Consider the following 24,873-nt stretch of genomic DNA (forward strand, 5'->3'; position numbering starts at 1 on the left):
GTTAATTTCTAGTGAATGAAGACTAAACTTATAGTTTATTTCAAGTAAATTTGGTGCATGCTTAAAAACTTGGTTTTGACTTTTTCGTTGCTGGTTTTTTTTGCCTGCGATGACGGGGATCTTCAGATTGAGACATTGGATTTTGACAGTGCCAATATCGAGGTATGTGACGACAATCCTGTAATGGCGGAGGTGGCGAACGTACTGTTTAAATTGAACGATACCGAAGCCTTGATTTTGGAACTTCCCGCAGATGCGATTCTGAACGAGGTCTCCACCACTGAAATCGAGAGGACCGTTAGTGCCTCAGGACCTGCAAAGGTTACCTACCGTATATTTTCAGACCAGGTTTCCAATGATTACTTCTGTAGTGATATCCCCCTGACTACACCCACCGTGGTCGAGGAAATCATAGCTGAAGGGGGTACGGTTTTCATCACCACGACCCTAAGTTCCGATGCCACCAACTATGAGCATAGCATTATTTTAAGTGGTATTTCACTGGTCACCTCGGAAAACGACCGTATTACCGATTTGAGTATCAATAATTTCGGAACGGTTACGACGGCCGTCCCTGTTGAAGAAGAGCTGTAATTTATATATTCTGATAAATGTACACTTCGGTTGCACCTAGCCCATACTTCTGATAGTCCGCATCGTAGTATTTTACATTGTCGTACCTGCCAAAAAGATATTTTAGTTCTTCTTTGAGTACCCCCTCACCCACTCCGTGAATAAAGACCACTTTTTGAATACGCTTGCGAATGGCAAATTCCAATTGCCGTTTCGCGGTATCCATTTGAAGATTGAGCATTTCATGGTTGCTCATCCCTTTGGAAGAAGGGGTCAACTGGTGTATATGCAGGTCTACCTCCATTCGCGGAGCATTGCGTTCCCTTGGCCTTACCGTCTTGTTCTTCTTTTTCTTAGGAATTTCTTTCTCGGCCTTGACTTGGGCAACTTCATAGTTATTGACAACAATCGCTTCTTGAATTTTCACCAATTCGGAAGTGTTGAACGTCATTTCAAAACCATCGCCGGTTTGCATGACGACCGTGCTGTCTTCAACTGCTATGATTCTTCCTTTAATGGTATCATCTATGGTCTCAACCCAATCACCGATTTGAAAATCTGCCATGAAATTGTTTTATAACCCCAAAAATAATGGTAATTTTCGGAGAATATATTCGTTTTTTCCCTGAACATGTTGGCATTCCATATTGAAGACTATATGCTCCCCTGCTTTACCAAGAAAATTCTTGGTGTTGACTGTCCGGGCTGTGGCCTTCAACGGTCTGTTGCACATTTGTTTCAGGGTGATTTTGTTGCGGCTTTCGAAATGTATCCAGCTATCTATACGCTCATACCCTTGTTTTCCTTTCTATTAGCGGATGCCTTTTTCAAAATCAAGTATGCCAATAAAATAATCATCACGCTGATGATCAGCAGTGTGGTATTGATATTCAGCAATTATATTTTGAAATTCATATAACTAAATAACAACCCTAAGATTATGGAACAACAAAAATTACCTAATGTCACCATTGTGATCGTACTCTCTATTTTCGGTCTTCTTTGCTGCTGTTTTGCGGGAATACCGGGAATCTTGTTCGGAGGTATCGGATTAATGCTAGCCCTTAAAGACGAGAAGAAATACCAAGAAAACCCGGAAGGGTATTCCAATTACAGCCAACTTAAAACCGCGAAGATCTTGGCAATTGTCGCTTTGGTGATCGGTGTACTGTATTTGGCATATACAGGTTTCAGTATCTCTCAAATGGGTGGCTGGGATGGCTATATGGAAAAAGTACAAGAAGCAATGGAACAATTACAATAATATGAATCAACCACTACCAGGCGCAAGTAACGCCTTGACCTTCGGAATTGTTTCTATAGTAGCGACGCTTTTTTGCTGTGGTCCCTTTGGGGCGATCTTTAGTTTTATCGGCCTCTCGAACGCAAAAAAAGCGGAACGGATTTACAATGAGAACCCTGAAGAGTATTCGGGTCTTGAAAACGTAAAAACCGGCAAAATACTGTCTTATATCGGTATTGGCCTTTCAGCGATCATGCTGGTATTGAGCATCGTTTATTTTGGTGTGCTCATTGCGATTTTTGCTTCTGCAGCGAATGCGGGCTGATGAAAGGAAGCAACAAAAAGAAAATCCCCGATTGCTCGGGGATTTTTTTATTTCTCGAATTGTGCGAGTGTCATTGTGATAATGGATATACAATCTAACAGCTGTTCTCTGTTCATGACCAAAGGAGGCGCGAATCGAATAATGTTGCCGTGGGTAGGCTTGGCCAAGAGGCCATTCTCTTTTAAGGCCATACAGATATCCCAAGCAGTGGAACTCTCTTCGGCATCATTTATTAAAATCGCGTTCAGTAGTCCTTTTCCCCGAACTGATTTCACGACGGAGCAGTTAGGAATAAACTTATTCAGTTCATCTCGGAACAACACACCGAGTTCGAAGGCGTTTTGTGCTAGCTCTTCTTCTTTTACAACTTCAAGCGCAGCCATTCCTACGGCAGCCGCTATTGGGTTGCCCCCAAAAGTACTCCCATGGTTACCCGGTCTTATGACGCCCATAATCGCATCGTTTGCCAGTACCGCGGATACAGGATAAGCCCCTCCGGAAAGCGCCTTTCCCAAAATCAAAATATCGGGTTTCACTTCGGGTGTGCCGCTACAATGTTTATCGATGCAAGAACAGTTTCCACAGGTTGCCAATAAGCGGCCTGTGCGGGCGATCCCCGTCTGCACCTCATCGGCGATGAAAAGCACATTATGGGCCTCACAGAGTGCTTTGGCCTCTTTCAAATAATTATCTGAAGGAACATAGACCCCCGCTTCGCCCTGTATGGGTTCCACAAGAAAGCCAGCGATGTTCGTACCGCCTTCCAAGGCCTCCTTGAGCGCCTCGATATTATCATAGGCTATTTTGACAAACCCTTCTGTATAGGGTCCGAAATTCTTTCGGGCAACGGGGTCATTTGAAAAGGAAATAATGGTTGTCGTACGCCCATGAAAATTATTCTCGCAGACAATGATCTGCGCTTCGTTCTCTGGGATTCCTTTTTTCTCATAGGCCCATTTTCGACAAAGTTTCAAGGCTGTTTCCACAGCTTCAGCACCGGTATTCATCGGCAAGAGTTTGTCAAAACCAAAGGTTTCGGTCACATACTTTTCGTAAGGACCCAACCTATCATTATAAAAGGCCCGTGAGGTCAAGGTCAAGGTCTCGGCCTGATTGACCATCGCACCGACTATTTTCGGATGGCAGTGCCCTTGATTTACCGCGGAATAGGCGGAGAGAAAATCATAGTATTTGTTTCCTTCCACATCCCAAACATACACACCTTCTCCCCTACTCAAGACAACTGGTAGTGGATGGTAATTGTGCGCACCGTGCTTTTCTTCCAATGCAATAGCATCTTTAGAAGTGATTCTTTCTAAAACTGACATGATTGTAAATTACTTTTAAATAAAACTTCAGTAATTCCTTCTGTACCTTTTTCCTTTCGAATCCCGATAGTTATCGAGGTGAAAATTCAGCGTAGGAGAGAAATCATCCTTGTAGAGCTGCTAATTTACCAAATATTTTAGTTATACCCAGATTCTTTCGTTCTGTGGTCAGGTATTGGCTTTTTGGGCTAAGGTCGCCACCTGCAGTTCAAGACGTTTTAGTTCACGTAAAATATCGTTCTTATCCATTTGCATCCAAACATACAATTTCAACATGCCCATAAAAATCATGCATAGAAATCCGGCCGATGCCCACTTGATAAGCTCGTTGGTGCTCTCCGTCCCAAAAAATCGAACCAAACAGTATACAAATACCCCAAAGAGGAGCAGATGCATGATGTTCATGATAATGGCAAGCCAACCCACTTTACTTCTATAGACTTCCCCCAATTTTCCCAAGAGGTTTTTCTCTTCCAGTTCTTCATAAAACTTGGCCTCTTCCGCTGTCAATGTTTCTTTGATAATCGCATCGATTTTCTCCTTTTCCGTTTTCATGATTTCTAGTTTATTTTAGTACTGATTTTAATTTTTCCCTTGCATGGAACAACCGTGATTTGACCGTGCCCTCTGAGACATCAAGAATTTTACTGATTTCGCGCAAGCTATGACTCTCTTTATAAAACAAGTGCAATACCTGTTGCTGGTGAGGGGGCAAATCCAATATCGCGCTACTCAATTTTTGTTCTTTCGCTTCCTGCATATCGGTATCTTCCCCTTTGGCACTAGATCTGGTAAATTCATTCCGCTCTTGCAGTTCTCTCTTCTCTTTCTTCAAATAGTCCAACGCCTTTCGGGTCACGATGCGAAGCGCCCAACTTCCGAAGAGATTCGGATCTCGCAGTGTATGCAGTTTCCCTAGAATCAAACCCCAACAGTCTTGGGCGACATCTTTCGCTGCTTCGATATCATGGGTATACCAATAGGCATGTCTACACAGTTTTTTGTGGTGACGTGAGACCAAAAGACGGAACGCATCCGCATTACCCGCTCTGTATTGCAGAACGAGCAACCCATCGAATATTTTATCGGTATCTGACATCTCTGGTTTCTAAACTAAAGACAGCCGTTCGGCGAAAAAGTTCAATTATTTTTAACTTTTTTTAGGAATATCCTTTTAAAGATAGTTGTTATTACTTCTAGGGTTTTGATACTTTTGTTTTCATGCGAAAAAAGAACAGGCGTCAAATATTTGAGAATATCGAAGTGATTGATGCTGGTGCCAAGGGAAAAACCATCGGAAAAGCTCCTGATGGTAGGGTGATTTTCATGACGAATACCGTACCCGGAGATGTTGTCGATGTTCAAACGACCAAGAAGCGAAAGAGTTACTTTGAGGGTCATGCCATAGAATTTAAGGCGTTGTCGGATAAACGTGTAGCAGCAGTTTGTTCCCATTTTGGCACATGTGGGGGATGTAAGTGGCAGCACATGGGTTATGAACATCAACTATGGTATAAGCAAAAAGAAGTCGAGAACAACCTTCTTAGGATCGGTCATCTTGAATTACCTGAAATCAACCCTATACTCGGTGCTAAAGAACAGTATTTTTATCGGAACAAAATGGAGTTCTCCTTTTCGGATAGCCGCTGGTTGACACTCGAAGAGATACAGTCGGATACCGAAATAGCCGATAAAAATGCATTGGGATTTCATATTCCCGGTATGTGGGATAAAATTCTCGATATTAAAAAATGTCATTTACAGGCCGACCCGTCAAATGCCATACGATTAGAGACCAAAGCTTTTGCAGAGCAGCATCAAATTCCATTTTTTAATCCGCGCCATCAAAAGGGCATGCTGCGTACCTTGATGATCCGTACCTCATCTATTGGAGAGGTTATGGTACTGATTCAGTTTTTCGAGGATCAACCCGATAAACGTGAGTTACTTTTAAACCACTTGGCCGAAACCTTTCCTGATATTACCGCGCTTCTTTATGTCATTAATCAAAAACAGAATGATACCATCTATGACCAAGAGGTCATCTGTCATTCCGGACGCGACCATATCTTTGAGGAAATGGAAGGTTTGAAGTTCAAGATAAATGCAAAGTCATTCTATCAGACCAATTCCGCTCAGGCCTACGAACTTTATAAACTGACCCGTGAATTAGCAGGTTTAACAGGAACCGAATTGGTATATGACCTTTATACAGGAACGGGTACCATTGCGCAATTCGTCTCAAAAAACGCAAAAAAAGTGATTGGAATCGAATCTGTACCTGAGGCCATTCAAGATGCCAAAGAGAACGCTAAGAATAACGGCTTGGAGAACCTTGATTTTCATGTAGGCGACATGAAAAATATCTTGAACGAAGAATTCATTGCGACCCATGGGGCACCTGACCTTATTATCACTGACCCTCCTCGGGATGGCATGCATAAAGATGTGGTACAACAGATTTTAAATGTCGGCCCTTCTAAAGTGGTCTATGTCAGTTGTAACAGTGCCACTCAGGCTAGGGATCTGGCGTTGATGAAAGAAATGTATACGGTAGAAAAAGTACAACCCGTAGATATGTTTCCACAGACCCATCACGTTGAAAATATCGTACTTTTAAAGAAGTTATAGACTCATGAACTATATAAAGATCGTTCTTTGTATTCTACTTTTATTCGCTGCGATCTCAGCATGCGAAAAAGATGATATTTGTGTTGAGGGAGATACACCTCAATTGGTCATTCGTTTTTACGATGCAGAAAACACGACCGAGTTCAAGGAAGTACCGAGCCTCAGAGTTGTAGGAGCGGGAAAAGAGGTGACCGTGAGTACCTTCACTGACCGTGGCAGCCTTGACTCGATTGCCATACCGCTCAATCCCGGAGAGAATATCTCTGAATTTTTATTTATCATCGATTCGGCCGATGACGATGAAGGTTTCGAAGCGGGCAACATCGATGGCCTTGATTTCTCCTATGAAGTTCAAGAAGAATTCATTGGAAGGGCATGTGGTTTTATCGCCAATTACGAGAACTTAGACGCGGCTATCACACCCGATACCGAAAACTGGATACAGAATGTGGAAATTGCCAAAGCTATGGTAAAAACCGAAGATACCTTATCAGCCCATGTCAAGATATTTCATTAGTTTATTTCTTTTGTCGATTGGGTTTCTGGTTTCGGCGCAGGAAGAACCGATAGAACCACAACCCAAAGACAGTGTGGCACAACAAGAAACAATTGGACCACAAACCAAGGATAGTCCCCGTTATATGGAATCATATGGCCTCCGCGTGGGCGTAGACCTAAGTAGACCTACGATTACATTTTTTGAACCGGAGTACACGGGTTTTGAACTTGTCGGTGACTACCGAATTACCCAGAATCTGTATTTAGCAGCCGAACTGGGTAACGAAAAAAGAGACCGGCAAGAAGATCTATACAACTTTACGACATCGGGTAGTTATATCAAGGTGGGTATCGATTTCAACACCTATGGAAATTGGCTTGATGAACAAAATTTAATTTATATCGGAGGGCGTGTTGCCTATAGTAGTTTTAGTCAGACCTTGAATGATTTTCAAATTTATGATTCGAATCGCTATTGGAATCCGGATGATTTTCCTGTGGGTTCGACAGAAGCTCGGGAGTTTTCAGGTTTGAACGCGATTTGGCTCGAATTCGTTTTGGGTGTCAAAGCGGAGCTATTGGCAAATATTTTTCTGGGAGGTAGTGTTCGTTTAGGGGCCTATGTTACAAATGATGAACCTGAAAATTTTAGGAACCTTTTTATACCCGGATTCAACAAGGTGACAGACGGTGCAAGGTTCGGTATCGGATATAATTTCACACTCTCTTATTTCCTTCCCTTGTACAAAAAACCAAGGGTGAACAAGAAGAAAAAAATAACGCCACCAGTCGAAGAAGAGCAGTAATATTATTCCTGCACTAAATTATTCTTGGCCTTCTTACTGCCCTCGTACATTACGTATTTGACCAAACGAGACTCCAAATGACTATTGAAGACCTTGATTTTTCTTGAAGGCCTTAAACCGACATACTTTAAGGCCTCTAAATTAGAGGTTATAAACCACGCCTCGGTACCTGGATACTCTTGTTTTAAGGTATCTCCGATATCGGAGTAAAAAGCTTCCACATCAAAACCGGAATCCAAACCGCGGCGGTCCAAGCGTTCACCATAAGGTGGATTGAAAACGATATGCAAATGCGTATCGGTAGGTTTGGCGGTCTCAAAAAAGTTCTTTCGTTCGATCGTAATATACTCCGAAAGGTTGGCGCTTTCGGCATTAGCAATGGCCTTTCTTACAGCCGAAGGCGCTTTGTCGTAACCGATGATCTTATGATGAAATTCACGGGTTTTGTTCAAGCTAGCATTGACGATCTTTTCAAAGAGCGTCGCATCGAAATCCTCCCATTTCTCAAAAGCGAATTCTTTTCTATTGATGTTCACCGGAATGTTGCAGGCAATCATGGCCGCCTCGGTCAGTAGGGTGCCACTACCGCACATGGGATCTAAAAAATCACATTGTCCGTCCCACCCACTCAACAAGAGAAGTCCTGCTGCAAGTACTTCATTGATCGGGGCAATGTTCGTTGCCATACGATAGCCTCTTTGATGCAACGAACGCCCAGAACTATCTAGTGAAATGGTACACTGTTGTTTGTGTATGTGAATGTTCAAGCGAACGTCAGGGTGCTTTACATCAACACTGGGCCGCTTTCCTTCCGTATCACGAAATTTGTCAACAATAGCATCTTTTGCTTTTTGAGAGACATAGAGCGAATGTGTAAAATGATCCGAGTTCACCGTTGTGTCTATGGCGAAGGTGGTATCGACGGAGAGATAATCCCCCCAATCCATGGTATAGATTTTACGATACAGTTCGTTCTCGTTCCGTACTGAAAAAGAATGAATGGGCTTGAGTACTTTAATAGCTGTTCGTAAGCAGAGGTTGGCCTTATACATAAAACCGGTATCCCCTTCAAAAGAAACATTTCGAACGCCTTCGACCACATGACCAGCACCAAGATTTCGAAGTTCTTTGCCTAAAATCTCCTCGAAACCAAAAAGGGTTTTGGCGACCATTTTAAAATTATTGTTCATCCTTGTAATTATGATTGCCACAAAAATACTGTATTTTTGCCCCTTACTAGTACATCGGAAATCGAACAATCACCTAACCGAGTTTGAATGACCTATCTGCTTCCCATTCTGGGAGTTTTGCTGAGTTTTGTATTTGTTCTCGTCGTAAGACCAAAAAGTAAGGAAAACTTCAAGTTATTACTGGCATTCAGCGGCGCGTTCTTATTAGCCTTAACGATTTTCGAACTTTTTCCTTCGGTTTATGAAAATTCAGATGCAAAAACTATTGGGGTCTTCGTCTTGCTCGGTATTTTGCTTCAGATTTTTCTTGAGTTTTTCTCCAAAGGGGCGGAACACGGTCATGTTCATCTAGATAAAAATAAAAGCAATTTTCCCTGGTTATTATTTCTTAGCCTTTCAATCCATGCGCTTCTAGAAGGTTTTCCCATTGAAAAACACGAGACTATAATTTATGGCATCCTTATCCATAAAATTCCTATTGCAATAATTTTGAGCATCTTTTTAGTAGAGTCCAAAGTAAAACTGGTAAAGGCGGTATTCTTCATACTTCTTTTCGCCCTAATGACACCTTTAGGTAGTCTAATTGCCGCCAACTTTGAGTTTGTAAATACCTACTATGCGCCCCTTACGGCTTTGGTCATCGGTGTGTTTTTACATATCTCGACGGTTATACTCTTTGAAAGTTCGGAAGGACATAAGTTCAATTTGAGAAAAATAGCAGTTATTGTTTTGGGAATTCTAATTGCCTATTTTCTGTAGATGTTCAGCAAAGAGGAATCAAAAAAACTACGACAGGAATTCTGGATTTCCTTTGGGAAGTCGTACCCTAGAAAATGGGTATTGTATAACACCAAGGTAAAAGGCTTGATTTTTCGCTTCCATTTTGATTTGAAAAAGGCCATGGTCTCCATGGATGTGGAACATCCCGATTTAGAGGTTCGCATTGCGCTCTGGGAAAAAATCGTTTCCTTAAGATCTATCCTAAAGGAGGAGTTTTTATCTAGTTCCACTTTCGAAGACTGTTTTCTATTGGAAAACGGCAAAGAGCTATCAAGGGTTTATGTAGTGCTGAATCAGGTATCGATCCACAACAAAAATACGTGGAGGGAAACAATGGTTTTCCTGAACCAAAGTATGATTTCCTTCGAACGTTTTTTTTATGAATATCAAGAAATGCTATCGGATTGACCGATGAGCAACCTTAGACCCGATGCAGCTTATAAGGATAAATCTTACCCGCATTCCACTGACACACATAGAGGTTTTTATCGTTGTCGACACAAACATCATGGCAGTGTTTGAAGATGGGTTGCTTTTGTAACATTAATTGAAGTTTCCCTTTTTCATCATAGGTCGGCCGCGTACCTCCCGGATTGGACACCACCTTATTTTCTTTGTCGAGAACGGTCACAAACCCTTTGTTCAGTTGCATATTATAATTGCCTTCCGTCATTCCGAAACAAACCCCGGAATAGATATTTTCATCGTCAATAACCGGACGACTAATAAATAGTCCTGGCATGTAAAAAGTCTCTAAATAATCCCCATCCATGGAGAAACGCTTGAACGAATTTTTAATACGGGCCGAACATATCAGTGTCGGGTAATTACTATCACGGGAATCAATGGCCACGCCATGTGCCTGTTTGAATTTATCTACGGCCAAAAAACTGTCGCCCCCGAATTTTCGAATAAACTTACCTTGCGCATCATATTGCACTATAAATTGCGATCCATACCCGTCTGACACATAAATATCCCCATTTGGACCAACGGCCGTTTCGGTAGGGCTGTACCGCATATTCGTTTCATAGGCCCCAATTGTATTCGGCGCATCCAACTCCATGACGATAGCTCCGCTCAACGTGGTTTTTATGACCCTTCCTGACGCGGTATCCGTGATATAGAGAAACTCTTCCCCTCCTTCATCATGAATCGACAGTCCATGAGCGCCTTTTAGCTCTAACGACCAACTGTTTAAAAGCTTGCCGCTCGTATCATAAACAAGTATGTTGTTCCTCGTATGATCTGTCAAAAGAAAAAGTCGTTCTTGACGATCCATGACCATTTCATGGCAATTGTTAACTGGGTATTTTTCGGAATCAAGATCTCCCCACCTTTTTTCTAGTCGATATTTGAAATCTCCATGACCGAGCACGGTTTCTTCCAATCTAGGTTTAGTCGGCATGATATAGAACGGCACAATGGTAGATACTAAGGTGGCGCTCCCGTTTTTGAGCGTTTTTTTTAAAAATTTTCTTCTTTTCATGTTTTTGATTAGGCTAGAATATCCTTTACCACATGACCATGAACGTCCGTCAATCGGAACCGTCTACCTTGGTGCTTAAACGTCAATCTTTCATGATCTATGCCAAGCAAGTGCATCAAGGTGGCCTGAAAATCGTGAACGTGCACTCCATTTTGGATTACATTATAACTGAATTCGTCGGTCTCACCATACACCATGCCCGCCTTCACACCCGCTCCGGCCATCCACATCGTAAAGCAGCCTGGGTGGTGATCACGGCCATAATTATCAGCTGTTAATCGTCCTTGTGAGAAACTGGTCCTTCCAAATTCCCCGCCCCAAATGACCAACGTATCCTCTAGCAGTCCCCTTTGTTTCAAATCGGTAATCAAACCAGCAGTAGCTTGGTCGGTGCCCAACGCCTGTCGTTTGATTCCCCTGGGGAGTCCTCCATGTTGATCCCAACCCATGTGGTATAGTTGGATAAACTTGACATCCTTTTCCGCCAAACGTCGGGCCTGCAGGCAATTGGCCGCAAAGGTTCCTGGGGTTTTAGCATCTTCACCATACAAATCATAGATGTAATCGGGTTCATTCGATGTATCTACTGCCTCGGGAACCGAATTTTGCATCCGGTATGCCATCTCATATTGATTGATCTTGGACTTAATTTCAGGGTCCTTCCAAACATCATATTGTTCATTGTTCAACTCGGCAATGTAATCCAAAGCCCTTCGTCGATCATGATCATGTACTCCATGCGGATTGTTCAAGTAAAGCACAGGATCTTTACCGGACCGAAATTGAACTCCTTGGTGGTGCGAGGGTAAAAAACCATTGCCCCATGCTGCAGAACTCAGAGGTTGCGCCCCACCCCCTTTGGAAAGCATGACCACAAAATTGGGTAAATCTTTATTATCACTTCCTAAACCGTAGCTCAACCAAGATCCTATGGAAGGTCGGCCACTGAGCTGCGAACCTGTTTGAACGAACATAACCGCAGGTTCATGATTAATTGCTTCTGTATACATCGACTTGATGATACAAAGGTCATCGACAATTTTGGAGGTGTACGGAAAAAGCTCACTGACCCAAGCACCTGATTGTCCATACTGCTTAAAATCATAAATCGATTGTACCAAAGGAAACGTCGATTGCGAGGTTACCATTCCTGAGTTGCGTTGCGTACCTCGAACCGAATCCGGAATTTCTTGTCCGTGCCATTTTTTCATTTCGGGTTTATAATCAAAAGTCTCCAACTGCGATGGTCCACCGCTTTGAAAAAGATAGATTACACGCTTCGCTCTGGCCGGAAAATGAGTCCCTTTTAAGAATCCCTCCGGACCGGGAATCAGCGAAGGCTTCTTTGGCAATATCAGGTCATTGGCCAACGTGGTTGTCGGCCCCAATAAGCTGGACAGTGCCAAGGCACCAAAACCCAATGAAGTTTTCTTTAAAAAGCCCCTTCGGCTTTCTTCAAATTCCTTTGCTTTCTTCAATTCGTTCATCATAACGGATTATCTGATTGTATAGCCTTCAGAGGTGTTCATGACACCATTGATTACCGTCGCCAAGGACGCTACCATTACTGGATCAGAGCTACTTTTTATTTTCGTTTCACCCATATTCAAATAGGCAATGGCATCTTCCTTCCTCCTCGAAAAACGATTTTGCTCATCCCTCAAAAATTTTCGCAATACCTTCATTTCATTGGACTGCGGCATTCGACCGGTGCTCAATTGAAAAGCTCGTTCCAGTTGCTTTTGAGGCTGACCACCTAGTTCATCAAGAATACTTTCGGCAAGTATGTAAGACGCCTCAACAAACTGCGGGTCATTCAGCAATACTAAGGCCTGCAAGGGGGTGCTCGTCTGTCGTCGACGCACCGTACATACACTGCGATCACCTGCATCGAAGATTTGCATCGAAGGCGGCGCTGATGTCCTTTTCCAAATCGTATATAAACTTCTGCGGTAGAGTCCCGGACCCGGTTTCTGCTTATAGCGATAGCGCCATGGTTTATTGCTTATTTCATCCCAGAGTCCATCCGGTTGATACGGATAAACACTTGGTCCCCCAATTTTACCCGCAAGCAACCCACTTATTGCCAAAGCATTATCGCGTATCATTTCAGCGGTCATCCGCATACTTGGGCCCCTTGCTAGAAGTACATTGTCAACGTCTATATCAAGCAGGTCAGGCCTCATTTGAGAGCTCTGTTGGTAGGTACTTGACATCACGATCAACTTGTGCATTTTTTTGATATCCCAGCCTGATTCGATGAATGTAACGGCGAGCCAATCGAGTAGCTCAGGGTGTGAGGGAAGGCTCCCTTGATTGCCAAAGTCGTCTGCGGTCTCGACCAATCCCCTGCCGAAATGCATTTGCCACAAGCGATTCACAAAAACCCTTGCGGTCAGCGGGTTTTCTTTATCAAAGAGCCATTTTGAGAGCCCCAATCGATTTCTTGGAAATTCCTTTTTAAATGGCATAATCGCCTCCGGTACATCGGGAAGGACTTCTTCCGTAGGCGCATCGTACATTCCACGGTCCAAAATGTAGGTGGGGCGGGGCTCCGGTATATCACCAAGCACCATAATCTCTTTAATAGGTTCCAAGACCGAGATACGTTCCTGTCGCAATTTCTGAAGCTTTTTTCGCGCGACTTCTGGGTCTTGACCAAGGGTCTGGTGATAGAACTCCTTTATTTTCTCACTTTCTTTGGCCATATCAGCAGCCTTTATTGCCTTGTTGGCAAATTGCACCTCCAAAGAGGATAATTCGCGACTGTAGATCTTTAGGTTATCGATACCGCCATCTTTGAAAGTTTTAAACTTATCCCGTACGCCCAAAGTAAATCCATGGAAAGGATAGTTATGGCTGTTCTTCTTAAATAATATGGATTTATAGAGGTTATCAATTTCAACGTTCACTGGAACTTCATGTCCGTCAAGGTAAAGCCGTACCCCACTGGCCTTGGCCAAACCATCATAGCTGACCGTCACATTACTCCATTCTTTTTCAGCAATGGGCCGTTTCGATTTCACCTGAATGGCATTTGAAGGCCATGAACGTGCCAATACGAATTTTAGGTGATTGTCTTCCAGATGCAGGGAATACCCCTTAAGTCCTAATCGGGTTTCCTCGCAATGGGTAAAAATCGCCGCTTCATCATATGTTGTATCGGGGTAGATATCCAACGAAATGGTAAATGGATCGCATTGGTCGAACCATCCTACTTTTTTGGGTAGTGCAATGGTCGTATAATCATTGAAGAAGATGGCATCACCAGAAACCCCCACTTTGACCTCGGGTTCTTTGATAACAGTAACTTCCCTATTCCCATAGGTTAAGGCATGAAAGGTTTTTTCGTTCTTTCGCTGCAAACCATCAAAGGTGACACTGGCGTTCAAACCCTTCTGAAGTCCGATTTTCAATTGCGATTGCAATTTATCGGTATTGGAGGTTAGGGCTGCTATGGCTTTAGGTTTTTCTTTATGTATCGCAACCAACTCTTCTTTGATCTCCTCGATACCGCTATCAATGTACTGCAACACTTTCTCTTGCTCCTTGTTGGTCAGCAACAAAGACGGCCCGGGTACTTGACCTGGTCCATAGACTGCAGTGCCTATTTCGTTTGTGCTATTAAAGAATGCGAACAACTCGTAATGGTCTTTTTGACTGATGGCATCATATTTATGGTCATGGCAGCGCGCACATTCAACGCTGAGCCCCATAAAAGCCTTCCCGACCACTTGGGTTCTGTCCGCTACATACTCGACCCTATATTCTTCATAAACGATTCCCGCTTCAGAATTTCTTTTGTGCAACCTATTGAAAGCCGTAGCAAGTTTACTTTCTTGGGTCGGTTGTTCGATCAAATCCCCGGCTAACTGAAAGGTCGTAAACTGATCATAGGTCATATTTTCATTAAATGCGTTGATCACCCAGTCACGATAGGGACTAAAATCTCGATGTTTGTCGTCTAGATACCCATCACTATCGGCATATCGGGCTACGTCCATCCATTCAGCCGCCATGCGCTCGCCATAAGCAGGAGATGCCAAAAGTTTATCCACTACTTTTTCATAGGCATTCTCGGATGGGTCATTCACGAAATCCTCGATTTGTTGTGCCGAAGGGGGAAGACCGATCAAACCGAAACTCAACCGTCGGATCAAAGCCTCTTTAGAAGCCCTACTTGAAGGTTTTAGTTTATTCGACTCCAAGGTCTTGGCCACAAAATAATCGATTTCATTCGAAGGCCAGTCTTTAGCTGAAACAGAAGGTTTTACACCCTTTTTTGGAGGAATAAAAGACCAGTGCGGCTTGTATTCGGCTCCTTGGGCAATCCATTTGGCCAGTATTGCTATTTCACGATCTGTCAATTCTACCTTAAATTCCAAAGGAGGCATTTTTCTTTCGGGATCTGTTGATAAAATGCGATCGACAATTTCGCTCTTATGTGGCTTTCCTGGTACGATAGCACTTTTTCCAGAACCTTCCAAAGCGGTATATGCATGCTCGGCAATATCCAAACGGAGTCCCGCCTTTTGATTGGCCATATCAGGTCCGTGACAGGCAAAACATTTGTCGGATAGAATAGGTTTTACATGGTAATTAAAGTCAATCTTATCCGGCACTTCGGTCATCGCCGCTTCAATTTCCTTGGGCGGGTTCCAATCACAACTTGTCAACCAAAATGAGACTAAAACAAAAGTGATATAACGCATTCCTTTCATGTCCGTTTTTACTTTAACGGTAAGCTACAATCATTTTTTAACAGTTAAAAGTCAAATAAACCGTTTCATTAACAGTTAATGAAATTTAGCTATCTTTAGATAAACTCCGTAGATATGGTCGGTTCGGAAGAAATCAAACTGCATATAGAAAAAATTATTTCAAGCAAGTCCTTTGGCAATTCCACTACTTATGCCAATCTTTTGAGGTATTTGGCACGCTGTACATCAGATAATAATGTGCCTAAAGAGACTACCATTGCGAGTGAAATATTTGCGAAAAAAGACTTCGATCCGTCACAGAGCACGTTGATACGGGTCTATGTGTACAATCTGAGGAAAAAAATTATTACCTTTTATCAAAATGAAGGCCAGAATGAGGCGTATCACATACAAATTCCAAAAGGCGGCTATGCTCTGGAATTTGTTAAAAAAAGGCATGATATTGTGGAAAAGGCCGCTCCACTCAGAACTATGCTTTATGTCTTTGGAGGGTTACTTCTGGTCTCTCTTGTATTCAATCTCTATTTAGCACGTTCAAACAACAAAAGGCCATTAATCGATCAGAATGGACTTTGGAAAGACCTCGTAGCGAGTAAGCGCCCAAAGACCTTGGTCATGGGTGATTTGTTCATCTATAACGAAATAGACACCTTAAGAAATTTAATACGGACAGTTCGGGGTCCGAGCATAAATTCGCTGCAAGAATTTGAAGCATTCAAAGCTGGGGATTTCAATGAAGACGTTGAAATAACTCCCTTGAATTATACTCATTTGATTTTAGGCAGTACACAATGGGTGAAAAAATTGAGCGAGATTTTTTACTCCATCGATGACAATTACTCCATACGCACCATGTCTCGTTTCAATCCGAAGCAATTGCAAGATTCAGACCTTTTGGTGGTGGGCATGCACAAAACCTTGGGCGTCTTCAAGAATTTTTATGACAACTCCGCCTTCGAATACGATACCGAAAATGACGCCTTTCACTTCACCAAAAATACCGAAGTGATTACCTATAGACCAAGTGGGGATGCTGATAATTATCATACAGACTATGCGCTAATGGCCAAAGTACCTGGTTCCAATAACAATAGTGTTTACCTATTTTCGGGAATATGGGATACCGGTGCTACCCAAAGTTTGAAGAATTTTACGGATCAAGATCTTCTGGCTGAAATAGAGCAAAAGATGAAGGACAAGTTTGGCACACTTCCCAAATACTACGAGGTGTTCTTTGAGGTCAACGGTATCGATCGAACGGAATTGAGCAGCACGATTCTATATATGAGCGCATTGTAGTATACAAAGCTTATCTTTAAGACTACTAATACACATCCCATGCGAATTCTACAGTATTGTTGTCTTTTACTTTTCCTCACGGCATGTAAAACCGAGAAAAAAGAAACCGAAAAAGTTGCCCCACCTGAAACCATCGAAACCGCCGTCTTACTTTCTGAAGAGGAAACAAAAGGAAATGCATTATTGGACAAATCGATAACCGCTCATGGCGGAATGGACGCGTGGAAGTCTTTTGCAGGACTTGAATACAACCTAAGCGATAACGGAAAAATGGTCTATCAATTAACCCAATTAAAAGACCGGAGGGCTTATTTAAAATCTAAAAAATACGAAGTCGGATTCGATGGCATAGTGGCGTGGGCCAAACCAGATGCGCAAGAAGTATCCGGTAAATCCTCGGCATTTTATTATAATCTCGATTTCTATTTCATAGGTGTACCATTTTTACTTAAAGATCCAGGGGTACATGCTTTTTATGATGGTCAGACCGTGGTCAACGATAAAACCTATGAAACGTTAAAAATCACTTTCGGAAAGGGTGTAGGCCTCACACCAGAAGATGTGTACTACCTATATATCGATCCGAATACCCATCTATTGGAAATCTTGACTTACTCCATTTCGTATTTTGATAAGGAAAGTGCGCCCGTAAACAGCGCTAAGGTCTATTCTGATTATCAAAATGTTCAAGGACTCATGATGCCGCATCAAATGGAAAACTTCGAATGGAAAGACGGTCAGATGGGTAAAAGCAAAAATCACCTGCGTTTATTTAGTGATATTCGATTTTTGAGTGTAATTCCGGATGAAGGGCTTTTTGAAGTGCCGGACGGGGCAATAACAGAAGAACTGTAGACGCGATGAAAGCGGCTTAAGGGTGTTTTTATTTTTGGGAAAACTCAAGAAGCTCCTCCTCTGTATATTCTGCGCCACTCTTCGGTCTGGCCGCTCTTAACTCTGTTACCTTTTCTGTTTTCAATCCTCTTGGTATATCTGAAAAGGCATTGGTTACATAGGCCACAATATCAGCGATATCCTTGTCGGTGATTTCATCATTTCGAATAAGTCCTGGCATTGCCAAATTCAAATCATATCGTTTTCCTTTCACCGTAACAGGGCCCTGAAGACCATGTAGTACGATTAAACCCAATCGTTCCGCATCGGCCACATGCTCAGAATTCAATAAAGGAGGGGCAAGTCCTTCTATTCCCATTCCATTCTGACCATGGCAAGAGGCACATATACCGAAAAATAACTTGGCACCTCGTGTTCTGTTGTCTTCTGCCAATGATTTTCTTGAATAAATGGGATTGACCATCCCTTTTGCCTTTCGTTCTTGAATCTCTGCAATTTCACTTTGTAAAGGCATCTCTTCCCTAGGTTTGTCAAGTAAGGTCATGTTTTCGGACAGTCCGCTTAACGCTGCTTCCCTAAAAATCGATTTACCTTGTTGTCGATTCAAGATTTCCGTAAACAGAGAAGAAAACTTCAGCTCGTCAAGAGCCATCCACTCTCCTAAAGTGGACAAAAGATACAGATCGGTTTGAAGGTCATTCCTTTGCGCTAATTCATGGAAGAGCTCCCTCACATCCTCAGTATTGGACTTCTTGGTGAATTTTTCAAGTAACACAATTCCATGAGCGACGACATCGGAGTTGTTTGACGCCAAGAGGTCGATCAAAAAATCAACATTAAGTGCATTCAATCCCTCAAGGGTGTACAGTGCATGTATTTGAGCATTTGCATTTTCGTGATCAAGTACCCGCCTTTTTAAGTCATCCGTGACCTCCACGGCTTTGCGAAAAATCAATTGCTGTTGCGCCCTATCTCTCATCCAACCGTTATCATGACTTAAAATAGTCACCAACTCTTGATTGCTGGCAGCTTGAAAATCCACACTTGTTTGCGGGGCGACCCCAGCGGTACTCACCTTAAGTATTCGTCCAAAATTGGTTAAGGTATCCAGGCGGTTTCCTTTTACTTTTTCCCTCAGGTATGGACTCAGATACGCATGATGACCTATCATTCCCCGATGCATATCAACAATAAAAAGGCTGCCATCAGGTCCATTATTAAGGTTCACCGGACGAAAACCTTCGTCAGTTGACGCCAAAAACTCCTTTCCTTGATACGCCTGTTTAGCCGAGGTGGAGTCTCCTCTGAAGGTCAAGATATTTCGTTTGATCAAATTTCCTTCAGGAATGCACACAAATGCATTACCGTCATATTCACCTGAAAACTGCCCTCCCCGATACACTAACGGACTACAGGCCGCAGTGGCATTGACCAAGATGCTATCATTGTTCAAGACACCCTTGGCATATCCCCTGTTGACCGATGTTGCGTGCAAAGGATATACCCGCTGATCTTTAGTAAGCATTTGCGCGACCCCGTGGGTCGGGGTAAAGTGCTTATTGCGAATCAAGCGATTCGGTAAAATATGGTCGCCCAGTAGCTGTCGTGAATTGTCATTGTAGTACAGCCGTCCGAAATTATCCTTGCTGATGCCCCATTGCCCTCGAAAAGTGGTGGGCTCTTTTTGCCAAATCCCGTCTTTTCGTCGGTATCTAAAATTTGATTTTGCATTGTAGATCCAGTTATCAATATTGAGTAGCAATCCGTTTGGTTGATGTTCTGGATTACCCTCCGCGGCATATATCGAATCAACAAGAACCTTATTTACCGGTTTGTCATCTTGAATTTCGGCGAACCACAAATTAGGAGGTTCAGCATACAAGAGTCCCCCATACACGTGTGCTAGTGCTCGGGGCATAACCAAACTATCTAAAAATACCTTGGAATGGTCGATTACTCCGTCCGCATCCAAATCTTCCAAAATCTTGATACTCCCGATCGGCTCGGTTTCACCCGTACCTCTCATATCATTCATATACCCGGGCATTTCAACAACCCAGATTCGTCCTTTGTCATCAAAATCAATGGCAACTGGAGCTATTAAATGTGGTTCCGAAGCAACAACCTTCAACGAAAATCCTTCTTCCAAAACATAGCTATCAAGCGGAATATATGGTTCTTCATACGACGTGCCGCAGCCCATATTGAGAAGTAGTGCGAACACGAGAAGAATACTATAGATGTCTTTCATAAATTTTCTTTGCATCGAAATTGTGCTCTATTACAGCCTTGCCCATAATTCAAATCACACTGAAGTAAATCATCAACCAATGGCTTATGGCTCCACCAAGAACGAAAACATGCCAGATAAAATGATTATAAGGAATGCGTTCCAAGGCGTAAAAGAGAATGCCAAAGGTATAAAAGGCGCCACCCAGAAACAACAATCGAAACCCCAAATCGGGCGTATTCTCCATAAGATTTTCAATATCGATAACAATGAGCCATCCCATAGCCACATACAGTAATAAGGATAGAAATTCGAGCTTACCTGTATAAAATATTTTGAATAGTGTTCCTAACCCAGCAATTATCCAAACTGCGTAAAAAATAGTCCACCCATTTCCGTGAACAAGACTAATCAAAGCAATTGGGGTGTAGGTTCCGGCAATTAAGAGGTAGATATTGATATGGTCTAAAATTCTGAGCTTCTTCTTTAGCTCGAAATTTTCGGTCAAATGATACAGTGTTGAAATGGTGAACATCGAGATCAAGGTCAAACTATAGATCAGTATGCTCATCGTCGCATATTCTGTCTTGTTTGAATTGTGGTTCAATAAAAGGAATACGCCAAGTAAAGAGAGAACGACTCCTACGGCATGCGAAATTGTGTTCAGACGTTCTTCCTTTTGATATGGAGCGTTATGCTGCATCAACCTATAAAGCTAATCATCAAGCGCTTGCCTTAACCGTCAGTTTTATTCGCATGGATGCCGCATGTCCGGGAAAGGTGCAGACAATCCAATACTCACCGGGTTTTCGAGGCGTTTCAAAATAGATTTTTTCATCGGTTCCGGGTTCCAAAATACCCGTGTGGGCCAGAATCAAGTCAGATTCGGGGACAAAATTCAAGTCTTGACCGTCAAGTCCTAATTTTAATGCCATATCCGCCACCTTATCAACAGACTCGGTTCCTCGATCGGTAATCACAAGATTATGCATCATATCGTCATCATTGTTGAAGGTCAATTCAATTTTCTGCCCACTTTCCAACTCAAGCTCTTCAATATCATACTTGAGACCTGGTTTTGTGCCAATGACCACTTGTTTGTCAACTCCATTGGTCCAGTTTATCGGTATTTCGTTGACTCTCTTTTCTTGCTTGACACCCTTTACACCACTCGCCATACGTTCGGTCGGTGGTGATTTCAATTCACCTCCCGGTACCTCGTTCAATGTATAATATCCGGTATCATGTAAAAGTGCTTCTCCGGTTTGGGATCGAAGTGCGGGAGCTTTCAATTGATGAATATAGCCCAAACGCATACCATGTACGGTCAATTTTGCTGTAGTTCCATCGGAAGACACATCAACTTTGGCTACTTTCCCACTTTGCTGATCCACTACAGGACTACCATATTTAAAATGATATTTATAATTGAAGCTAGCGATTTGATATGATGCCGGATCGGCAGCTATTTTTTTATTCACCGGTTTTGTAAACTCCAGTTCAAAGCCATCCGCCTTTGCCTTCATACTCTTGATTTCAAAGGGCACCTTGCCGTTCCAGCGCAGCCTTTGTAAGCCGAACAGTTCTTTGCCTGTTGATGACCATCCTCTGCTGGTCATGCCTACGAACATGCTATTTTCACTGCCCCATATCATACGAAGGATCCCTGAGGAAAAACCTTCCACGAAATTAAAGGCAGCTCCTTGATACACCCCATTTACTTTTTCCATATATACCCGCATAATCTTGCTATGTCCTTGATCTCCGATGAACAATTGTCCTTCAAACGGTCCAAATGCCCCATTTGTAGTGTCATATAAGATATCCGAAGTGGAAATTCCTAAAATGGTATGCGGAAACCATATGGCCGGCGCTTTCATAGCAGGCAACTGTTTTGCGTACTCGTAGAGACTCAGATCGGATTCCCTTTCAATATCTTCCATTTTAAGATCTAAGGGAGCGTTTGGCTCTCCCGTCCAAACCAGTCCTTCCGGGTTGCCCGCAAAATCTCCCTTCTCCAAGTGGGTCATTCTACCAGAACCTACCCAATCCCCTTGATTCTCGGTATAAAAAACATCGCCTTCCGCGTTGATTTCAAAACCTGAGGGAGAGCGCAACCCTGTTGCAATCGGCGTCATTTCACCTTCGGGCGTGATTTCCAATAGCCACCCCCTCCATTTGGATAAACTAGCACCGTGACCGATCCAAGACAGGTTCAAAGTGACCAGCATATTACCGTTTTTCTTAAACTTCGGACCATAAGAATAATCATGGTAATTGCCGGACAAAGGCCACGAATATATGGTCTTATAACTATCGGCTTTGCCATCTCCATTCTTGTCTTGAAGCCGGGTTAGCTCTCCACGCTGAGAGAGGTAAAAACTGGCATCCCTGTAGTTCAGACCAAGTGGTTCATGAAGTCCATGGGCAAATCTCTGGTATACAGGATTTTTACTGTAGGGCTTGTCAATCACCCAGACCTCGCCCCGTCGGGTAGAGACTCCTAGCTTATCATCATCGGTCAAGGCCAGACCGCCCACCTCTAATTGGATTTCGTCGGGAATTGGAACATCCACAATTTGATAGTACTTCGACTCCTTTTTAGCCATTTCAGACTGTGCCTGAACAAAACTCCCGATACCACCACTACTAATTAGCAGTACGAGAAGTGTTAGATGGATACTCTTCATACGTATCTTTTTACCAAATGATATCATACTCAATTTTTTGTTTGCCTTGTGGAATCTCCACCAGTAATTCATCGAAACCATTACTATTTCGTATGGTAGTTGCTAAGTCAAAGTTTTCGGCAAAATTGATAAAATAACTCTCGTCATTGACGATAAATGTGCCGTTGGGAAGCTTCTCAATGGATTCGCCTTGCGCAACTTTATGCCATAATGAAGATGAACCGTCAACGGTAATCGTACGCCTCAAAGCGCGTTGCGAACTAGATGGGACCAGCGTATTGACAATTTCACTGCCATTTAGACGATATAGAAAGCGGGGCAAATCCGCCGTGTTAAATTCATACCCCAAAGATTTGAAACTGGAATCTTCGGCAATCGAATCAGGCCATTTAGCGTCTTTAGTTTTCAATAGCGCAAATTCCGGATGACCGTGCAAAGACACTATCGCCCCAAGAGGTTCGCCTAATTGCTTTGGCCCTCTTCCACGCCACATTTTTTCTGCGTCCATAAATTCACCTCCCCATAGGGTCAATAGTGACCCCATCTCCAAATCATAAGTATAATTGATGCGTTGTGGCATTCCAACGGAGATACAATGTGTTCTCTTTTCATCCTTATGCATCCAGAAACTTCTTTGCGTAATAGGGGCTGCCCCAACTTTTATCGTAAAATCAGGGTCATCAGTAGCACCGGTCTCCTGCGTTATAGCCTTTTGAAGTGAGTATTTCTGAATTTCCGGACCTTCGACAAAAAAATCGAAATGTCTCCGCCAAGGGGTATGTTTATTGTAAATTAATGTGAAAGGCACATCACCTTTACTTAAGTTTATTTTTCCCAATCCGAGGGAATCCCTATTATAATTGCCGTTCATATTGATCAAGGTATCGGTATTGATCAACAAGGCAGCACCGCCGTCAACATTCACATCGAAAAGATAATCACCCGAGTCAGGAATGCCCATTAAACCCGTGTATTTAAATATTTTCTGCGAATTGTTGTTCGCAATGGTCTTTAGGTCTATATTTTCAACGGACGTCTCTTCAAGTACCGCAACACTGTCTAGGTTCGGGAACAAATTATCAGTGTTATCATACGTTTGCAATTGGAGATTCTTGAAACCAATGGTCTTGGCGCCATATCTTTTGTATTGTATATTCTTCAGCGCCACCGGACCGTGATCACCCTGAATCATCAGAGATGCCATTGGCACTTCTTCTGGTCCCGCCCCTCCTCTTGTTGGTCCTGAGAGTTGAATATTTTGATGAATTAATACACCATTTAACCAGACTTCTTCAAACCAGGCATTTTTGGTTTTGTTGCCGGAAGCGTCAAACCTTGGGGCATGAAAAATGATTTTCAAATGCTGCCAAAGTCCTGGTGCCTTTGAAGCATTCATTCTTGGTGCAAAACCTTCAAAACCCTCTTCCCCTTTTTCGTTTGTTTCATCCCACCGCTGGTAAATTCCGCCCATATCGCCATGCTTGGGATTTTCGACACCCCAACTATCTAAGAGTTGTACCTCGTAGCGACTTTGAAAGTACAACCCTGAATTTGATCCCTTCGGCATCATCACATCTAGTTCTAGCTCTAAATCACCATGTTCAAAAACGGTATGGAGGTTATCTTTTTGCTCATCATTCGGAAGGTTGACCAAAATTCCCGCTCCTTCCTCTGAAGAGAGCATCTTGTCTTCATTCGTATTCGCATAGACTCCCCCGACGATTTTCCAATTACCCGTTGTTTTCTTAAACCCATTAATATCAACCAAACCGATATTGGTAAAAGGTAAGGCGGTCATAATATTTTCGGCTTTGGGTTTTGGAGTATCCTTTTTACTTTCCGAACAAGAAACAAAAAAAAGCAGCCCTAGTGCGGCCACATAAAAACTGTTGTACTTCATTGGTTGCTATAATTCTTAGTTTTAAAGATAAGGGATTATTCTTTTCAAAGAAGAACAATAGATCAAGTCTCTATAACAAATGAACAGATGGCAAGAAATGCTGAACCGTCATAGGATATAACTGATAAAATTCAGATCTGTAGTTCAATTAATTCGGGAAAGGAATGATTGGTGTTCGCGTGTAGTTCCGGTAAAAAAAAGGTCCGAACATCTATTGATGCACGGACCTTTCGAGCAAGGCGGCGACCTACTCTCCCACTTGGTATAGCAGTACCATCGGCGCTGACGGTCTTAACTTCCCTGTTCGGAATGGTA

23 protein-coding genes and 1 rRNA gene are annotated in these 24,873 nt (G+C 42.8%); 11 read left to right on the plus strand and 13 right to left on the minus strand.

Going from position 1 to position 24,873, the window contains the following annotated elements:
* Window positions 1–57: 57 nt before the first annotated feature.
* Complete coding sequence (locus tag ACKWCA_RS19805) at window positions 58–594, plus strand: hypothetical protein (RefSeq protein ID WP_413979969.1); 537 nt, start codon at window positions 58–60, stop codon at window positions 592–594.
* A 1-nt stretch (window position 595) separates the two neighbouring features.
* Here the strand turns inward: ACKWCA_RS19805 and ACKWCA_RS19810 are convergent, their stop codons facing one another.
* Complete coding sequence (locus tag ACKWCA_RS19810; protein ID WP_413979970.1) at window positions 596–1,138, minus strand: Smr/MutS family protein; 543 nt, start codon at window positions 1,136–1,138, stop codon at window positions 596–598.
* Between the two features lie 66 nt (window positions 1,139–1,204).
* On the opposite strand from ACKWCA_RS19810, the gene ACKWCA_RS19815 reads away from it, so the two are divergent.
* The 3 genes from ACKWCA_RS19815 to ACKWCA_RS19825 are packed head-to-tail and all read left to right on the plus strand — an operon-like array spanning window position 1,205 to window position 2,141.
* A complete protein-coding gene (locus tag ACKWCA_RS19815; protein WP_413979971.1) occupies window positions 1,205–1,492 on the plus strand; it encodes a DUF2752 domain-containing protein in 288 nt (95 codons plus the stop codon).
* A 21-nt stretch (window positions 1,493–1,513) separates the two neighbouring features.
* Window positions 1,514–1,837 (plus strand): CCC motif membrane protein, encoded by a 324-nt coding sequence (locus ACKWCA_RS19820; RefSeq protein WP_413979972.1) that lies wholly within the window; start codon window positions 1,514–1,516, stop codon window positions 1,835–1,837.
* A gap of 1 nt (window position 1,838) precedes the next feature.
* Window positions 1,839–2,141, plus strand: coding sequence for a CCC motif membrane protein (locus ACKWCA_RS19825; RefSeq protein WP_413979973.1), 303 nt, complete (start codon window positions 1,839–1,841; stop codon window positions 2,139–2,141).
* 47 nt (window positions 2,142–2,188) lie between these two features.
* Here ACKWCA_RS19825 and rocD read toward each other — a convergent pair whose 3' ends face one another.
* From rocD to ACKWCA_RS19840, 3 genes are all read right to left on the minus strand, one after another.
* Window positions 2,189–3,469, minus strand: coding sequence for an ornithine--oxo-acid transaminase (gene rocD, locus ACKWCA_RS19830; protein ID WP_413979974.1), 1,281 nt, complete (start codon window positions 3,467–3,469; stop codon window positions 2,189–2,191).
* A gap of 168 nt (window positions 3,470–3,637) precedes the next feature.
* Window positions 3,638–4,024, minus strand: coding sequence for a DUF6768 family protein (locus ACKWCA_RS19835; RefSeq protein WP_413979975.1), 387 nt, complete (start codon window positions 4,022–4,024; stop codon window positions 3,638–3,640).
* A gap of 10 nt (window positions 4,025–4,034) precedes the next feature.
* Window positions 4,035–4,568 (minus strand): RNA polymerase sigma factor, encoded by a 534-nt coding sequence (locus tag ACKWCA_RS19840; protein ID WP_413979976.1) that lies wholly within the window; start codon window positions 4,566–4,568, stop codon window positions 4,035–4,037.
* Between the two features lie 122 nt (window positions 4,569–4,690).
* On the opposite strand from ACKWCA_RS19840, the gene rlmD reads away from it, so the two are divergent.
* From rlmD to ACKWCA_RS19855, 3 genes are read left to right on the plus strand one after another with little or no spacing between them, the layout of a single operon-like run.
* A complete protein-coding gene (rlmD, locus tag ACKWCA_RS19845; RefSeq protein ID WP_413979977.1) occupies window positions 4,691–6,100 on the plus strand; it encodes a 23S rRNA (uracil(1939)-C(5))-methyltransferase RlmD in 1,410 nt (469 codons plus the stop codon).
* 4 nt (window positions 6,101–6,104) lie between these two features.
* A complete protein-coding gene (locus tag ACKWCA_RS19850) occupies window positions 6,105–6,617 on the plus strand; it encodes a DUF6452 family protein (protein WP_413979978.1) in 513 nt (170 codons plus the stop codon).
* A complete protein-coding gene (locus tag ACKWCA_RS19855) occupies window positions 6,598–7,404 on the plus strand; it encodes a DUF6048 family protein (RefSeq protein WP_413979979.1) in 807 nt (268 codons plus the stop codon). The genes ACKWCA_RS19850 and ACKWCA_RS19855 overlap by 20 nt, the downstream gene beginning before the upstream one ends.
* 2 nt (window positions 7,405–7,406) lie before the next feature.
* Here the strand turns inward: ACKWCA_RS19855 and ACKWCA_RS19860 are convergent, their stop codons facing one another.
* Window positions 7,407–8,594, minus strand: a complete 1,188-nt coding sequence (locus ACKWCA_RS19860) for a THUMP domain-containing class I SAM-dependent RNA methyltransferase (protein ID WP_413979980.1) — start codon at window positions 8,592–8,594, stop codon at window positions 7,407–7,409.
* An 87-nt stretch (window positions 8,595–8,681) separates the two neighbouring features.
* Between ACKWCA_RS19860 and ACKWCA_RS19865 the strand changes: the two genes are divergently transcribed.
* On the plus strand, window positions 8,682–9,353 hold the full coding sequence (locus ACKWCA_RS19865; protein WP_413979981.1) for a ZIP family metal transporter: 672 nt from the start codon (window positions 8,682–8,684) through the stop codon (window positions 9,351–9,353).
* Window positions 9,354–9,782 carry a DUF4268 domain-containing protein gene (locus ACKWCA_RS19870; protein ID WP_413979982.1) on the plus strand — a complete coding sequence of 143 codons (429 nt, stop codon included), beginning with the start codon at window positions 9,354–9,356 and terminating at the stop codon, window positions 9,780–9,782. It abuts the gene before it with no gap.
* A 13-nt stretch (window positions 9,783–9,795) separates the two neighbouring features.
* On the opposite strand, the gene ACKWCA_RS19875 is transcribed toward ACKWCA_RS19870, so the two are convergent.
* Genes ACKWCA_RS19875 through ACKWCA_RS19885 form a run of 3 tightly spaced genes read right to left on the minus strand, consistent with a single transcriptional unit; the run spans window position 9,796 to window position 15,575 of the window.
* A complete protein-coding gene (locus ACKWCA_RS19875; protein ID WP_413979983.1) occupies window positions 9,796–10,863 on the minus strand; it encodes an NHL repeat-containing protein in 1,068 nt (355 codons plus the stop codon).
* Between the two features lie 8 nt (window positions 10,864–10,871).
* Entirely contained in the window at window positions 10,872–12,350 is a 1,479-nt protein-coding gene (locus tag ACKWCA_RS19880; protein ID WP_413979999.1) for a DUF1501 domain-containing protein, read from the minus strand.
* Between the two features lie 9 nt (window positions 12,351–12,359).
* Window positions 12,360–15,575: a DUF1553 domain-containing protein gene (locus ACKWCA_RS19885; protein WP_413979984.1), complete on the minus strand. Its 3,216-nt coding sequence runs from the start codon at window positions 15,573–15,575 to the stop codon at window positions 12,360–12,362.
* Window positions 15,576–15,698: 123 nt separating this feature from the next.
* On the opposite strand from ACKWCA_RS19885, the gene ACKWCA_RS19890 reads away from it, so the two are divergent.
* Both ACKWCA_RS19890 and ACKWCA_RS19895 read left to right on the plus strand, forming a co-directional pair.
* Window positions 15,699–16,883, plus strand: coding sequence for a helix-turn-helix domain-containing protein (locus ACKWCA_RS19890; RefSeq protein WP_413979985.1), 1,185 nt, complete (start codon window positions 15,699–15,701; stop codon window positions 16,881–16,883).
* Window positions 16,884–16,922: 39 nt separating this feature from the next.
* Complete coding sequence (locus ACKWCA_RS19895) at window positions 16,923–17,738, plus strand: DUF6503 family protein (RefSeq protein WP_413979986.1); 816 nt, start codon at window positions 16,923–16,925, stop codon at window positions 17,736–17,738.
* A 28-nt stretch (window positions 17,739–17,766) separates the two neighbouring features.
* On the opposite strand, the gene ACKWCA_RS19900 is transcribed toward ACKWCA_RS19895, so the two are convergent.
* The 5 genes from ACKWCA_RS19900 to rrf form a co-directional block, all read right to left on the minus strand.
* Entirely contained in the window at window positions 17,767–19,989 is a 2,223-nt protein-coding gene (locus ACKWCA_RS19900) for a DUF7133 domain-containing protein (protein ID WP_413979987.1), read from the minus strand.
* Window positions 19,990–20,038: 49 nt separating this feature from the next.
* On the minus strand, window positions 20,039–20,671 hold the full coding sequence (gene trhA, locus ACKWCA_RS19905) for a PAQR family membrane homeostasis protein TrhA (protein WP_413979988.1): 633 nt from the start codon (window positions 20,669–20,671) through the stop codon (window positions 20,039–20,041).
* A gap of 19 nt (window positions 20,672–20,690) precedes the next feature.
* Window positions 20,691–22,658: a plastocyanin/azurin family copper-binding protein gene (locus ACKWCA_RS19910; RefSeq protein ID WP_413979989.1), complete on the minus strand. Its 1,968-nt coding sequence runs from the start codon at window positions 22,656–22,658 to the stop codon at window positions 20,691–20,693.
* Window positions 22,659–22,668: 10 nt separating this feature from the next.
* Window positions 22,669–24,558, minus strand: coding sequence for a 3-keto-disaccharide hydrolase (locus tag ACKWCA_RS19915; protein ID WP_413979990.1), 1,890 nt, complete (start codon window positions 24,556–24,558; stop codon window positions 22,669–22,671).
* 234 nt (window positions 24,559–24,792) lie between these two features.
* A 5S ribosomal RNA gene (gene rrf, locus ACKWCA_RS23990) occupies window positions 24,793–24,873 on the minus strand; the annotation flags it as partial.

The organism is Maribacter corallii (assembly GCF_047345415.1).
Taxonomy (GTDB): domain Bacteria; phylum Bacteroidota; class Bacteroidia; order Flavobacteriales; family Flavobacteriaceae; genus Maribacter_C.